The organism is Photobacterium sp. NCIMB 13483 (assembly GCF_003025475.1).
Lineage (GTDB): Bacteria > Pseudomonadota > Gammaproteobacteria > Enterobacterales > Vibrionaceae > Photobacterium > Photobacterium piscicola.
This window is the reverse complement of the sequence record NZ_PYLV01000018.1, coordinates 14919-30440: the sequence shown is the minus strand read 5'-3', so window position 1 is coordinate 30440 and position 15522 is coordinate 14919. Positions and strand designations below refer to the sequence as shown.

The window sequence follows — 15522 nt, the reverse complement described above, 5'->3', positions numbered from 1 at the left end:
CGGTACATTTTTACTAAAGACATTAAAAAAGCTATCATTACAATTAACTCTATTTATACAATTGTATTCTGATATGCTAAAACGACTTATTTGCTCAGCCTTGCTATTAACAAGCATGCCTTCATTTGCTGCATTTTCGCCTCAGCAAGCCCTCAAGCAATTACCGACAGGTAGTGACGCCTCACTATTAGTTGTTAACCCAACGACCAATAAAGTCATCTACCAGCACCAAGCAAGCCATTTACAAGCCCCAGCGAGTACACAAAAGCTATTAACTGCACTTGCAGCTAAATTGTATTTAGGTAATGACTTCCGTTTTAGCACTAACCTTGAGACTCAAGGTAATAATGTTATTTTAGACTTTAATGGTGATCCAACATTAAAAAGCACTGATATTGCTAATCTGCTGCGCCAACTCAAACAGCAAGGTACAAACACCATCAAAGGCAATCTTTACCTTAATGGTGGCCATTTTACAGGCTTTGAACATGCCGTTGGCTCACCATGGGATATGCTGACACAATGCTACAGTGCGCCATCAAGCAGTATTACGTTAGAACATAACTGTTTTGAGGGGGCGTTATATTCAAATATGGCCTTTGGTGCTAAAACACGTTTAAATATTCCAAGCCATCAACCAGTAACGGCAACAAATGATGCTATTGTAGTAACGAAAGCTCAGCAAAAAGAACAATTATGTGAATTATCATTACAAGCAAATGATAGCAACCACTACCATATCACGGGTTGTATTCAACCAAAGAAAGATCCACTACCACTTCGGTTTGCAGTTCAAAATACCACGTTGTATTCAACAGCAATTATTAAGCAGCAATTAAAACGTGCAGGTATACATTTAGACGGTAAAATTTTACGTAATGACACCATTACAGGAAAGATTGTTGCCACTCATCAATCAGCACCGTTAACCACTCTGCTGTATATTATGCTTAAACGCTCAGATAATTTATTTGCCGATAACCTTGCGAAAACCATGGGCGCTAAATTCTTTAATCAAGCAGGTAGTTATACCAATGGTGTAGCTGCTATTAAGGCAATTCTAAAACAAAAAGCCAATATTGATTTATCAAACACCATCATGGTTGATGGCTCAGGTTTATCACGCAATAATCGTTTAAATACGCATGATTTAATGGAAGTGCTTACTTACATTTATCATCACCCTAAACTAGGATTAATGACCGATTTACCCGTTGCAGGCAAAAGTGGCACCCTTCAATATCGTAAAAGCGTCCGTAACGCACCATTAAAAGATCATATTATTGCTAAAACAGGATCGTTATTTGGTACTTATAACCTTGCAGGTATTATTAAAACCAAATCAGGTCAACCATTATTGTTTGTACAGTTGGTCACCAACTATTACCCAACTGCGGCTGAAGTAAAAAACAGTCCACTGCCACCAATCAATCAATTTGAAAAGCAATACTATACATCTCTGTATAATAATTACTGATTCACTGTCGCTGTTATTAAGCGAATCGTAACAACTAAAAAGCCCCATTTATTGACGATACCTTAAAAAGTAGTTATCAATAAATGGGGCTTTTTTTTATCTTTAATAACAGCAGTTATGACCATTAATCACATATTCAGCATCAAGTACCACAATTAATGGCCTAAAGCTAAAATCCAATTAATAGTACTAAAATAAATAACCATTCCCGTAATATCCACCATTGATGCTAGCACCGGACTTACAAGTACCGCTGGATCTAAATTAAATGCACGCGCAATTAGCGGTAATAACCCACCAGCACTAGTCGATACCACGACTTGAATAGAAATAGCAATACCAATGGCTAGCGCAACCATATAAAGACTGATCCCTGTGGGTAATAGCACATGACCACTAAAAAAGACCACCCGCCCAACGATCACAGCAGCTAACCCAATAGCAATCACTAGCGACACTCGAAATTCTTTCCATAATACCGCTATCCAGTCACGGGATCGTATTTCATCCATCGCTAATGCGCGTACCACTAACGTTGCCGCTTGTGATCCGGTATTCCCTCCCGCAGCTGCAATCACGGGCATGTAAATAGCCAACAAGACTAACTGGCTCAATGTATCTTGATAATGAGAAATAATCAGCCCAGATACAATCCCCATCAGCGCTAGGCCAACAATCCAACCTATACGTTCGCGCACATGGTTAAAGACACTATTTTGTAAATAATGTCCCACAGGTTCAACTTCAGAGCAGATCAAACCTAGCCCGTTAGCGAGTTGGCGCACTTTGACATCTTCTTTACGTTCATCAAGCCGATCAAGTAATAATTGAACATGGCGTAAAGGACATTCATGAAGCATAACTAAGGCTTCAGACAAGGGCATTTTAGCTAATAATTGTGCTTGCTCATCTAAATCATATTTTAGAAAAGCATTACGCACAGCCAGTGCATCACGTTGATCTAAGTGGGCACCTGTTGCGGCAGCATAGGCTGCAAAATTCATTACTGTCATGGCGTTTTATCCGGTTAACTGATACTCAAACAAGAGTAATAAGTAGCGACCGTCGCAATTTAAAACTTGAACCACACAATTTCAGGCATGCCATTAGGCCTACCGCGAATAACAGCCATTAAGCGACTGATAGTGAGGGTATTCAATAATTAAATTGCACTGAAATATAAACGGGAAAATCGAGGAAGAATGTCGTGGATAGGCTATCGCACAAAAAGAAGGACATAGTATTCCGAGCCTGGCAGCACGGAACTGTTACGAATACCGTTACTAGGCTTGATTTTCCACCATCATACTCGGGGGCTGGTCGGTATCGTTCACTTACATCTCCAAAAATATATCGCCTACTGCGACGACTGCATTGTACGCTATTAGTACATTGCTGCAACTAAATCTGGCCTTTTCTAAAACACAAAAAGCAATAACATTAATAGTTAACTCTTTCAGGTATCGCGTAATTTAAAATAATGCCATAAAAAATAAAAAGCCGATCATTTTCATGATCGACTTCTTAACAATGACACCATCAGTGCTATTTTATAACCGATAACAATTCTGCTATGTGGTTATTTGATCATTGCATGTAGCTCTTGAATAGAGGTTACCGTATTACGATCATCGGCAGTATGCGCCAAACAAGCAGCAAAACCAGCATTCAAGGTTGTGGTGTAATTTACCTTCTCAGCGAGAGCACTACGACGTAGTACTTTTGAATCTTCAATTGCTTGACGACCTTCCGCTGTATTAACAATGTAGGTGTATTCATTATTCTTAATACGGTCAAGAATATGAGGACGACCTTCATGTACTTTGTTAACTAAACGAGGATTAATACCCGCTTCACCTAAGATAATCGCGGTACCGTGAGTCGCATCAAGTTGATAACCAAGTTTGATTAATTTAGACGCTAAATCAACCACACGTTTCTTATCCCCTTCACGTACTGATAGTAGTGCTCGACCACCTTCAGGGTACTCTTTTCCACAACCTAGTTCAGCTTTAGCAAACGCTTCTGCAAACGTATTACCAATACCCATTACTTCACCTGTTGAGCGCATTTCTGGGCCTAACAATGGGTCAACACCTGGGAATTTATTAAACGGCAATACCACTTCTTTTACTGAGTAATACGGTGGAATAACTTCTTTCGTAAAACCTTGTGATTGCAGTGATTGCCCCGCCATTACACGTGCCGCAATTTTTGCAACAGGTACGCCAGTTGCTTTTGACACAAAGGGTACTGTACGCGCAGCACGAGGGTTAACTTCAATTAAGTAAACTTCGTTATCTTTAACGGCGAACTGAGTATTCATTAACCCGCGAACCCCAAGTTCAAACGCCAAGTTCTTCACTTGCTCACGCATCACGTCTTGGATTTCTTTGCTCAGCGTATAAGCTGGCAATGAACAGGCTGAGTCACCAGAGTGAACACCCGCTTGCTCAATGTGCTCCATGATGCCAGCAATAACAACTTGTTCCCCATCACAAATCGCATCAACGTCAACTTCAATGGCATCATCAAGGAAACGGTCAAGCAATACAGGAGATTCGTTTGAAACGCTAACAGCTTCATTAAAGTAACGACGTAAATCTTGCTCATCGTATACAATTTCCATTGCGCGACCACCAAGTACATACGATGGGCGTACAACTAACGGGAAACCGATGATTTTTGATTTCTCAATCGCCTGTTCCATCGTCGTAACTGTTGCGTTTTCTGGTTGTAATAAACCTAAACGGTCAACAGCTTGCTGGAAACGTTCACGATCTTCAGCGCGGTCAATGGCATCAGGGCTAGTACCGATAATTGGCACACCAGCCGCTTCTAATGCGCGAGCAAGTTTAAGTGGTGTTTGACCACCGTATTGAACAATCACACCTTTAGGTTTTTCAACACGTGCAATCGCTAATACATCTTCCAGAGTGACGGGTTCAAAGTATAAACGGTCTGAAGTATCGTAGTCAGTTGATACCGTCTCAGGGTTACAGTTAACCATGATAGTTTCATAACCATCTTCACGTAATGCTAGTGATGCATGAACACAACAGTAATCAAATTCAATACCTTGACCGATACGGTTAGGGCCACCACCAAGAATCATGATCTTTTCTTTAGTGGTTGGATTTGCTTCACATTCCTCATCGTATGATGAGTACATGTAAGCCGTGTCTGATGAAAACTCAGCTGCACAAGTATCAACACGCTTGTACACTGGGTGAATATTAAATTGGTCACGCAGTTTACGAATTTCAGCTTCAGCAACACCAAGTAGTTTCGCTAAACGTGCATCTGCAAAACCTTTACGTTTTAGGCTACGCAGTGCTTGCTCATTTAAGCCCGCAAAACCTGCCGCTTTAACGCGTGCTTCATCTTTAATAATGTCTTCGATTTGAACCAAGAACCAGCGGTCAATACCGGTTAGATTAAAGATACCATCAACAGACATCCCCGCACGGAACGCATCGCCGATATACCAAATACGCTCAGCACCCGCGGCTTTTAATTCATAACGAATTTTACTCATTGCATCCGGTTCTTCAAGATCAACCATCTCATCAAAACCGTTAGCACCCACTTCGAGGCCACGTAATGCTTTGTGTAATGACTCTTGTTGGTTACGACCAATAGCCATTACTTCGCCCACCGACTTCATCTGGGTGGTAAGACGGTCATTGGCACCGACAAACTTTTCAAAGTTAAAACGTGGAATTTTCGTTACAACATAATCGATAGTCGGTTCAAATGACGCAGGGGTTGCACCACCTGTAATATCATTCATCAGTTCATCAAGGGTAAAACCAATCGCCAGTTTTGCCGCTATTTTAGCAATAGGGAAACCCGTCGCTTTAGATGCTAATGCTGATGAACGAGAAACACGTGGGTTCATCTCGATGATAACCATACGGCCATCTTCAGGATTGATACCAAACTGAACGTTTGAACCACCCGTTTCAACACCAATCTCACGTAATACTGCTAGCGATGCATTACGCATTAGCTGGTATTCTTTATCGGTTAATGTTTGCGCTGGCGCAACCGTGATTGAGTCACCCGTGTGAATCCCCATCGGGTCAAAGTTTTCAATCGCACACACGATGATACAGTTGTCGTTCTTATCACGAACCACTTCCATCTCATATTCTTTCCAGCCAATCAGTGATTCATCAATCAACAATTCACTTGTTGGTGATAAATCTAGACCGCGAGAACAGATTTCTTCAAATTCTTCTTTATTGTATGCAATGCCACCACCAGTACCACCCATCGTAAATGACGGACGAATAATACAAGGGAAACCTACCATATCGAGCACTTTATACGCTTCTTCCATGGTGGTTGCAGTATCAGCACGAGGACACTCAAGGCCAATCGCTTTCATTGCTTTATCAAAACGAGAGCGGTTTTCAGCTTTATCAATTGCGTCAGCTGTTGCACCAATCATTTCGACATTAAATTCTTTTAATACGCCATACTTTTCAAGATCTAAGGCACAGTTAAGCGCAGTTTGGCCACCCATCGTTGGCAATACTGCATCAGGACGTTCTTTTTCGATGATCTTGCGTACTACTTCCCAGTGAATAGGCTCTATATATGTAGCATCCGCCATATCAGGGTCGGTCATGATCGTTGCAGGGTTAGAGTTAACCAGAATAACGCGGTAACCCTCTTCACGCAGCGCTTTACATGCTTGTGCACCAGAGTAGTCGAATTCACACGCTTGACCGATAACAATCGGACCAGCACCTAAGATTAATACACTTTTAATGTCAGTACGTTTTGGCATTTTTTACTACTCCCGGTTTAAGCGCTGTGTTTCTTAATTAATTCGATAAAGTGATCAAATAGTGGTGCTGCATCATGAGGACCAGGGCTTGCTTCAGGGTGGCCTTGGAAACTAAATGCAGGCTTGTCGGTACGATGGATACCTTGTAGAGAGCCATCAAACAGGGATTTATGTGTTGCACGTAAATTATCAGGCAATGTTGCTTCATCAGCGGCAAAACCGTGGTTCTGGCTAGTGATCATTACCACATCACGTTCAAGATCTTTTACTGGATGGTTTGCACCATGGTGACCAAATTTCATTTTCACCGTTTGAGCACCACTCGCCAAAGCTAAAATCTGGTGCCCAAGACAGATACCAAAAATAGGTAAGTTCTTATCTAGAAATACTTTGGTCGCTTCAATCGCATAAGTACATGGCGCAGGATCGCCAGGACCATTTGATAAGAAAACGCCATTTGGATTTAATGCTAACACTTCTTCCGCTGTTGTTTGCGCAGGAACAACCGTTAGACGGCAGCCACGATCAACCAGCATACGTAAAATATTGCGTTTAGCACCAAAGTCATAGGCAACAACATGGTACGGTAGCTCACTGTCATCTTTCGCTGCGGGTAAACCGCCCGTTAATGTCCATGAACCTTGCTTCCAACTATATGTTTCAGTTGTAGTCACCTCTTTCGCTAAATCCATGCCTTTAAGACCGGGAAATGCTTGAGCTTGAGCGAGTGCCGCAGCTTCATCAAGATGGTCACCTGCAACGATACAACCGTTTTGAGCGCCTTTTTCACGTAGAATTCGCGTTAATTTGCGAGTATCAATATCAGCGATACCGACAATATTTTGCGATTTAAGATAGTCAGAAAGGGATTGTTCACTGCGGAAATTAGAGGCGATAAGAGGAAGATCACGAATTACCAAACCTTGAGCATGAATTGCCGTTGATTCTTCGTCTTCAGTATTAGTGCCGGTGTTGCCAATATGGGGATAGGTAAGAGTAACGATCTGTTGCGAGTAAGAGGGGTCAGTGAGAATTTCCTGATACCCCGTCATCGAGGTATTAAAAACAACTTCACCAACAGCCGAACCATCTGCCCCAATGGACACGCCGCGGAACACTGTCCCATCTTCAAGGACTAACAGCGCAGATTTGCTCAAGACAACCTCCAAAAAATAAAAATGCAATTAAAACAGATAAATTTGCAACTACCCATTCCATTTAACGCCAAAAACCCTTAACTACTGATTTTTGACAAATTGCGCAAATTCTATGGATCAGTTAGCAATCTGTCAACATTTAACCGTAATTAAATTTAAAAAATCACACACAATCACCACTTTCTGGCTCAAACACTGTAAATAACAACTTTCATTGCAGGTTTAGGACTATCGAACAACATTAGTTAAAATGTAATCGATTGCCTAGGTTGCAAATACGTTAATCTAAATTAAAATCACACGCAAACGATAAAATAACCAAACTTAAGTAATACAAACAATCAAAAATAATCAAAACAAGCACCAAACGCTAATTATTACAACAAAAGCCAGCGTTATTTCAGCCTTTTACTCTAGTTGATATTTCAAACAACAACCTTACCTCCACAGTGACAATTTATGCATAACTATCCTGTTAATTTACATAAACAACAATGGTGTTCTTATTAATTTAGATATAAAAAAACCTGCCATTAGGCAGGTTATCGACAGTTATTGATGTGCTTTTTATAATCGATCTAAATCAAGTACATCAGTCATAGTATAAAAACCCATTTGTTTTTGGTTTAACCATGCCGCTGCACGTACTGCACCATTGGCAAATGTCATTCTATCAGTCGCTTTGTGGGTAATTTCAACTCGCTCACCAATATCAGCAAACATTGCGGTATGTTCGCCCACAATATCGCCAGCTCGAATAGTTGCAAAACCAATCTCATCACGACTGCGTTCACCTGTAATGCCTTCACGTGAATACACAGCAACATCACTGAGCTTGTTCCCCATCGCTCCCGCAATTGCTTCCCCCATACCAATGGCTGTTCCTGATGGTGCATCAACTTTATGGCGATGATGTGCTTCAATGATCTCAACATCACAATAGTCACCCATCACTTTGGCAGCTTTCTCTAGCAATTTAAACACCAGGTTAACACCGACACTGTAATTAGGCGCCATAACAACAGCTATCTGCTCCGCGGCAGTATCAATCAATTGACGTTGTGACTCAGTGAAACCGGTTGTGCCAATAACAATTTTTTTATGATGTTGCAAACACAATTCAAGGTTAGCGAGCGTCACAACGGGTGCCGTGAAATCAATTAACACATCAAAGTCATCAATTGCTTGACGTAAATCGTCAATAATCATTACATTCGCTAAACCAATACCCGCTAATTCTCCAGCATCGGCCCCTACCAAGCTTGAACCAGCACGCTCAGTTGCAACCGTTAATGTCGTTGCATTTGATAATGCAGTGGCTTTAATTAGTTGACGCCCCATTCGTCCGGCTGCACCGGCTATCGCAATTCTGACCATTAACGTGCATCTCCTACACTATTCATAATAATATGTTCCACTGTAGCTTGTTGACTATGATAAAAAAAGCCCCAGTTTTCACTGAGGCTCATCGTTAACTAACAAACACTGTCTTAGATATTTTTCACTTGTAATTCTCGTGGTACTTCAAAGAACATGTTTTCTTCTCGACCGGATAATTCTTCAACATCAGCGGCATTAGTGAGCTGTTTAATTCGTGTAATGATTTGGTTCACTAACTCTTCAGGCGCTGAGGCCCCCGCAGTAACACCCACGACATTCAGACCTTCAAGCCATTGTGGATCAATATCTTCAGCACTATCAGTTAAATAAGCAGGTGTACCTAATTTCACTGCAAGTTCACGTAATCGATTTGAATTTGATGAATTTTTAGAACCGACAACAATCATAGCATCAACAGTTGCAGCCATTTCACGCACCGCATCTTGACGATTTTGGGTTGCATAACAGATGTCATCTTTACGCGGGCCTTGAATCTCTGGAAACACCTGGCGTAGACGATCAATAACATCAGCAGTTTCATCAACCGATAACGTTGTTTGACTAACAAAATGCAAGTTTGACGGATCTTTTACGACGAGCATATCGACATCTTCTGGTTTTTCAACCAAATACATACCACCGTCATGATTAGCATATTGTCCCATGGTGCCTTCCACTTCAGGATGACCCGCATGACCAATTAATACCACTTCCATCGCTTTACGGCTTGCACGTGCAACTTCCATATGAACTTTAGTCACTAACGGACAGGTTGCATCAAAGACCGTTAATTGACGTGCTTTCGCTTCATTCCTAACCGCTTGTGATACCCCATGAGCTGAGAAGATAACAATATTGTCGTCAGGCACTTCGGTTAGATTCTCGACAAAAATAGCACCGCGCTGCTTTAGCCCTTCAACAACGAAACGGTTATGAACCACTTCATGACGCACGTAAATAGGTGGCTGATACATTTCTAATGCACGTTCAACAATGCTAATCGCACGATCAACACCAGCACAAAAACCACGGGGATTTGCGAGTAAGATTTTCATCAATAATGGCTCTTAACGTTCAATGGAGACAACTTCGACCTCAAAGGTAACTGTTTTGCCTGCTAATGGATGATTAAAATCAACGGTGACAGAATCACCCACTACTTGTGTAATTATTCCAGGAATATCATGTCCATCAGGGCCAGTAAAAGCGATAATACGCCCCACTTCAGCGGGAGTATCAGCACTAAACTTACTCAATTCGACATGGTGAATATTATTGGGATTTGAAGGGCCAAAAGCATCTTCAGGCGCTAAATCAAACTGTTTTTTTTGTCCCGCTGCTAAACCTAATAAACATTTTTCAAAGTTCTCAGTTAAACTACCATCACCGATACGAAAAATGACCGGTTTAGCATTAGCGAACGTCGATTCAGCCACCGTCCCATCAGCTAATTTGATTGAGAAGTGCATCAACACTTCACTATTATCCTTGATCACTGACATATATTATTCCCTACTCTTAGTTACTACTATTTAACAACAAAGTGCCGCGGGTATCAACGTATGGACACTAGGGTTTTATCGCTACTCACGAATAACAATCCGCTTTCAAACCTCAACTCGTCTTTTTCAAGCTGCTTAATAGATATAATATTACGCCACAAAAAATAGCCACATCGGCTAAATTGAAAATAGCAAAGTGATGGTTTTTATAATGAAAATCTAGAAAATCAATCACAAATCCATACTGTATACGATCAAAAAGATTACCCAGTGCGCCGCCAATAATAAAAGCACAACCAATATTATGTGCCGTTTGAGTAATTGAAGCCTGTCGCATTTTATAACTTAAAAAACCACAAGCAACGACAGCAATCAGGGCTAACAACCATCGTTGCCAACCGCCTTCAGTACTAAGAAAGCTAAACGCGGCCCCCGTATTATGAACATAATACAGATTAATAAATGGCAATACCGTAATCGGCGTTGAGCCATTAACCGTCATTGTGCCAATAATAAAAACCTTACTCAGGTAATCAATCATAAAAATAATTATGGCCAACCATAGCCAGCGAAGGCCTGAGCGTTGATCAAATTTTGAGTGTAACTTTACGTTAGACATTTGATACTCCTTAATGATGCCATAGGAGCGCCGCGACAACCTGGCAGCGTTACTACCTGCAATGTGTTATTTCCAAACATAAACCATCAGAATATTAATCAAAAAAAAACGCCACCAGTCAAAACAGGTAGCGTTTTATTTTAATAACGAATTAAAACTTAGTGAGCTTTAACTGCTTTATCAGCTTTAAAGCCATCAAGAATTAACAATACAGCACCCAAACAAATGGCTGAATCGGCAATATTAAATGCAGGCCAATGATAACTACCGTAATAGAAATCAAGAAAATCGACCACAAAACCATGGTAAAGGCGATCAAATAAGTTACCTAACGCGCCACCAATGATCAACGCATACGCAATATTAGCCATTTTATTGGTTACTGGCGTACGACGCATCCACAATGTTAATAAGCCACAAACACCAAACGCAATCGCTGCAAACAACCATCGTTGCCAACCACCCGCACTACTTAAAAAACTAAATGCGGCACCAGTATTGTGCACATACAGTAAATTAAAAAACGGCGTGATCTCAATCCGGTTTGGCCAGCCATAGCCCATCGTGTCCATCACCAATAGCTTAGTGCCATTGTCGATAATAAATACCAGAATCGCTAACCATAGCCAGCGAATACCCGATTGTTTAAGCGTCAACGCTTGCTGAGGTGCTGAATTAGTCATTAGGCAAATTTACGCTCTTCGCCGTCGCCATCGATGTTAGTTACACAACGACCACACACTTCTTCGTGTCCAGCAATAGTGCCTACATCAGCAACATGGTGCCAACAACGCTCACACTTCGCCGCTTCAGAAGCATTCACTGTCACAAATAATCCTTCGATATCTGTTTCTTGTGCGCCTTCAGGCTTGCTATCAGCAACCACAACGTGTGCTTTTGATGTTAGCAATACAAAACGTAATTCGTCTTCTAGCTTATTCAGTTTAGCGGCAAGCTCTGCATTTGCAGCTAGCGTTACTTCTGCTTGTAGTGAACCACCGATAACTTTTTCGCTACGTGCAGTTTCAAGTAACTTGTTCACAGCACCACGAACTTGTTGAATCTCAGCCCAGAAATCGTTGTTTAGCTCTTCATTTTCAGCAAGACCGAATAAACCGTCGAACCACTCACCAGTAAACACGAATTGATCACGCTTACCTGGCATTTCGTTCCAGATTTCATCGGCTGTGAATGACATGATAGGTGCCATCCAACGAACAAGTGCTTCTACGATATAGTAAAGCGCAGTTTGACAACTACGTTGTGCATGACCACCACGTTTTGCTGTGTACTGACGGTCTTTAATCACGTCTAAGTAGAAAGAACCCATTTCCACTGAACAGAACTGCATTAAACGCTGAGTTACTGTGTGTAGATTGTAGTCTTCGTATGCTTTAACGATCTCTTCTTGAGCCGCCATTGCACGACCTACAGCCCAGCGATCCAGTGCAACCATTTCTTCAACAGGCACACAATCAGTTTCAGGATTGAAGCCATTTAAGTTAGCAAGGAAGAAACGTGCAGTGTTACGAATACGACGGTAAGCATCTGCTGAACGCTTAAGAATTTCGTCAGAAACAGCCACTTCACCCGTGTAGTCAGTTGATGCAACCCATAGACGAAGAATATCAGCGCCAAGCTTGTTAGTGACATCTTTCGGTGCAACCACGTTGCCCACTGATTTCGACATCTTACGGCCTTGACCATCAACCACGAAGCCGTGTGTTAACACTTGCTTGTACGGGGCTTTGTCTTTCATCGCTACAGATGAAATCAATGATGACTGGAACCAACCACGGTGTTGATCTGAACCTTCTAGGTAAAGATCTGCTGAATGACCATGAAATTCAGGACGGCTATCAACCACAGAGAAATGGGTAACACCTGAGTCAAACCATACATCAAGAGTATCAAGTACTTTCTCGTAAATCGCTGCATCTTCTGCGCTCATTACGTCAGTCAGTTCTAGATCCCACCAAGCTTGAATACCCTTTTGCTCAACAAGCTGTGCTACTTTTTCAATTAGCTCAGATGTTTGTGGGTGAAGCTCTTGCGTTTCTTTATGGATAAATAAGGCAATTGGCACACCCCAAGTACGTTGACGAGAGATACACCACTCAGGGCGACCTTCGATCATACCTTCGATGCGGCTTTGGCCCCATTCAGGCATCCATTGTACGCTCTTGATTTCTCCTAATGCTTTTGCACGCAGACCAGCTTTCTCCATTGAGATAAACCACTGTGGCGTTGCACGGAAGATAATTGGCGTTTTATGGCGCCAGCAATGTGGGTAGCTGTGAGTGATCTTAGAGAAATGTAATAATGAACCATGTTCACGTAATACATCTACAACCACTTCGTTTGCTTTAAATACGTGTTGACCAGCAAAGATCTCAGTATCAGGTAAGTAAACACCGTTACTACCTACAGGGTTAGCAATTTCAAGATTGTATTTTTGACCTACCACGAAGTCTTCTTGACCGTGGCCAGGTGCAGTATGTACACAACCTGTACCAGATTCAGTGGTAACGTGATCAGCAAGCACAACTGGTACATCAAAGCTGTAGAATGGGTGATTAAAGCGCATTAGCTCTAATTCTTCACCTTTACAGAAACCTAGGATTTCTGACTCTTCAAAGCCAACACGTGCCATTACTTCTTTTACAAGCTCTGCCGCTACGATTAAACGTTGTGGTTGAGTGTGTACATCTGTAACAGGTGTTTGTACCAATGCGTATTCAAGATCAGCACTCACAGCAACACCGCGGTTAGCAGGCATTGTCCATGGTGTCGTTGTCCAAATAACAATCGACACGTCGCCTTCACCTTGGTCAGCAACACAGCCAAACTTCGCTAATACCGCAGCTTCGTCTACCGCTTTAAATTTAACGTCGATAGATAGCGATACTTTATCTTGGTATTCAACTTCAGCTTCAGCCAATGCAGAACCACAATCAGTACACCAATGAACAGGTTTAAAACCTTTAAGTAGGTGATCTTTATCTGCGATTTTACCTAGTGCACGAATGATGTTCGCTTCAGTGCCGAAATCCATTGTACGGTATGGCTTGTCCCACTCACCTAGAACACCTAGACGCATGAAACTTTCTTTTTGACCTTCAACTTGGCCTGCCGCGTAAGCACGACATTTCTCGCGGAATTCAGCTGCCGTTAATTTTTGACCCGGCTTACCAAATTTCTTTTCTACCATTAATTCAATTGGTAGACCGTGACAGTCCCAACCTGGGATATACGGTGAATCAAAGCCAGAAAGCGTCTTTGATTTAATAATAATATCTTTAAGAATCTTGTTTAACGCGTGACCGATGTGAATATCACCGTTAGCGTAAGGAGGGCCATCGTGTAATACGAAAGATTTTTTACCTTTCTTAGCTTTACGAATTTCACCGTAAAGATCTTCATCATACCAACGCTTAAGCATTGCAGGCTCACGTTGAGCTAGGTTGCCTCGCATCGGAAACCCTGTTTCAGGCAGGTTCAGGGTATCTTTATAGTCACTCATGGATTCTAGATTCCGTTACTTGGGCGAAGTTGGACATTATTACGCTCAGACAGCCACACCCGTGCTGCTTGAGCATCTCGTTCGATTTGTAATTTCAGCGCATCGAATGATTCAAATTTTTTTTCGTCACGCAACTTATGGCGCAACACGACTTCAAGCTGACGACCATAAAGATCCGCTTGATAATCAAATAGGTGTACTTCAAGTTGCTGTCGTACACCTTTTACCGTTGGTCGGTGGCCAACATTAGCCACACCAGCAATAGGCGCGGCGGTAATACCCAATACTTCAACCGCATAAACCCCTGCGACAGGTGTTACGCGACGTTTAAGTGGAATATTCGCTGTTGGAAAGCCGATAGTACGGCCTAATTTTCTTCCGTGTGAGACACGGCCACGAATACTGTATGGTCGACCAAGCATTTGTTCTACTTGATCTAATTCATTATTCGCTAAAGCGTGACGAATTGCAGTACTGCTTACTCGCTGCTCAGAAACACAAAAACTTGTTGTACTAATTACTTCAAATCCGTATTTCTTACCAGCGGCCACCAGCATCGCAAAATCACCACGTCGCTCTTGACCAAAACGAAAGTCATCACCAATAACCAGAAATTTAACACCCAATTGCTTTACCAACAAGCATTCGACGAAATATTCAGCAGTCATTGATGCAAAATGATGATTAAAATTAACACACAATAATCGATCAATACCGACTTTTTTCAATTCTACATATTTCTCGCGAAAACGGGTCAACCTTGCTGGGGCTTTATTACCCGCAAAAAGCTCTTGTGGTTGCGGTTCAAACGTCATTACCGTGGCGGCTAACCCCATTGAGTGCGCTTTGGCTATGACTTGTTTAAGCAACGTTTGATGGCCAAGATGGACACCGTCAAAATTGCCAATGGTCAGCACACAACCATGATGACGTGGCTGAATATTGGGTATACCTCGAATTAATTCCATAGGTAATTTAACTATGTCAGTACTCATAAGGCTATTTGCTCATCCTACAATAAGATCACTTGTTTATATGATGACCAATAACAGCCAAAAAAATTAAT

At 41.8% G+C, this 15522-nt stretch carries 11 protein-coding genes; 1 reads left to right on the top strand and 10 read right to left on the bottom strand.

Annotated elements, in window-relative coordinates; all coding sequences use genetic code 11:
* The first annotated feature begins 73 nt into the window (after positions 1–73).
* Positions 74–1477, top strand: coding sequence for a serine-type D-Ala-D-Ala carboxypeptidase (dacB, locus tag C9I86_RS13910; RefSeq protein WP_107276691.1), 1404 nt, complete (start codon positions 74–76; stop codon positions 1475–1477).
* 155 nt (positions 1478–1632) lie between these two features.
* On the opposite strand, the gene C9I86_RS13905 is transcribed toward dacB, so the two are convergent.
* From C9I86_RS13905 to ribF, 10 genes are all read right to left on the bottom strand, one after another.
* Positions 1633–2490: a magnesium transporter gene (locus C9I86_RS13905; protein WP_107276690.1), complete on the bottom strand. Its 858-nt coding sequence runs from the start codon at positions 2488–2490 to the stop codon at positions 1633–1635.
* A 566-nt stretch (positions 2491–3056) separates the two neighbouring features.
* A complete protein-coding gene (gene carB / locus C9I86_RS13900; RefSeq protein ID WP_107276689.1) occupies positions 3057–6275 on the bottom strand; it encodes a carbamoyl-phosphate synthase large subunit in 3219 nt (1072 codons plus the stop codon).
* Positions 6276–6292: 17 nt separating this feature from the next.
* Positions 6293–7432 carry a glutamine-hydrolyzing carbamoyl-phosphate synthase small subunit gene (carA, locus tag C9I86_RS13895; protein WP_080158465.1) on the bottom strand — a complete coding sequence of 380 codons (1140 nt, stop codon included), beginning with the start codon at positions 7430–7432 and terminating at the stop codon, positions 6293–6295.
* 567 nt (positions 7433–7999) lie between these two features.
* Positions 8000–8809 (bottom strand): 4-hydroxy-tetrahydrodipicolinate reductase, encoded by an 810-nt coding sequence (gene dapB / locus C9I86_RS13890; protein WP_107276688.1) that lies wholly within the window; start codon positions 8807–8809, stop codon positions 8000–8002.
* A gap of 113 nt (positions 8810–8922) precedes the next feature.
* Positions 8923–9867 carry a 4-hydroxy-3-methylbut-2-enyl diphosphate reductase gene (gene ispH, locus C9I86_RS13885; RefSeq protein WP_080158467.1) on the bottom strand — a complete coding sequence of 315 codons (945 nt, stop codon included), beginning with the start codon at positions 9865–9867 and terminating at the stop codon, positions 8923–8925.
* Between the two features lie 12 nt (positions 9868–9879).
* Entirely contained in the window at positions 9880–10314 is a 435-nt protein-coding gene (gene fkpB / locus C9I86_RS13880) for an FKBP-type peptidyl-prolyl cis-trans isomerase (RefSeq protein WP_080158468.1), read from the bottom strand.
* Positions 10315–10426: 112 nt separating this feature from the next.
* Positions 10427–10933 carry a signal peptidase II gene (lspA, locus tag C9I86_RS13875; protein ID WP_107276687.1) on the bottom strand — a complete coding sequence of 169 codons (507 nt, stop codon included), beginning with the start codon at positions 10931–10933 and terminating at the stop codon, positions 10427–10429.
* A gap of 158 nt (positions 10934–11091) precedes the next feature.
* A complete protein-coding gene (lspA, locus tag C9I86_RS13870; protein ID WP_080158470.1) occupies positions 11092–11616 on the bottom strand; it encodes a signal peptidase II in 525 nt (174 codons plus the stop codon).
* Entirely contained in the window at positions 11616–14456 is a 2841-nt protein-coding gene (gene ileS / locus C9I86_RS13865) for an isoleucine--tRNA ligase (RefSeq protein ID WP_080158471.1), read from the bottom strand. Before ileS ends, lspA (C9I86_RS13870) begins: the two co-directional genes overlap by 1 nt.
* 5 nt (positions 14457–14461) lie before the next feature.
* Positions 14462–15424 (bottom strand): bifunctional riboflavin kinase/FAD synthetase, encoded by a 963-nt coding sequence (gene ribF, locus C9I86_RS13860; RefSeq protein WP_080158528.1) that lies wholly within the window; start codon positions 15422–15424, stop codon positions 14462–14464.
* Between the last annotated feature and the right edge of the window lie 98 nt (positions 15425–15522).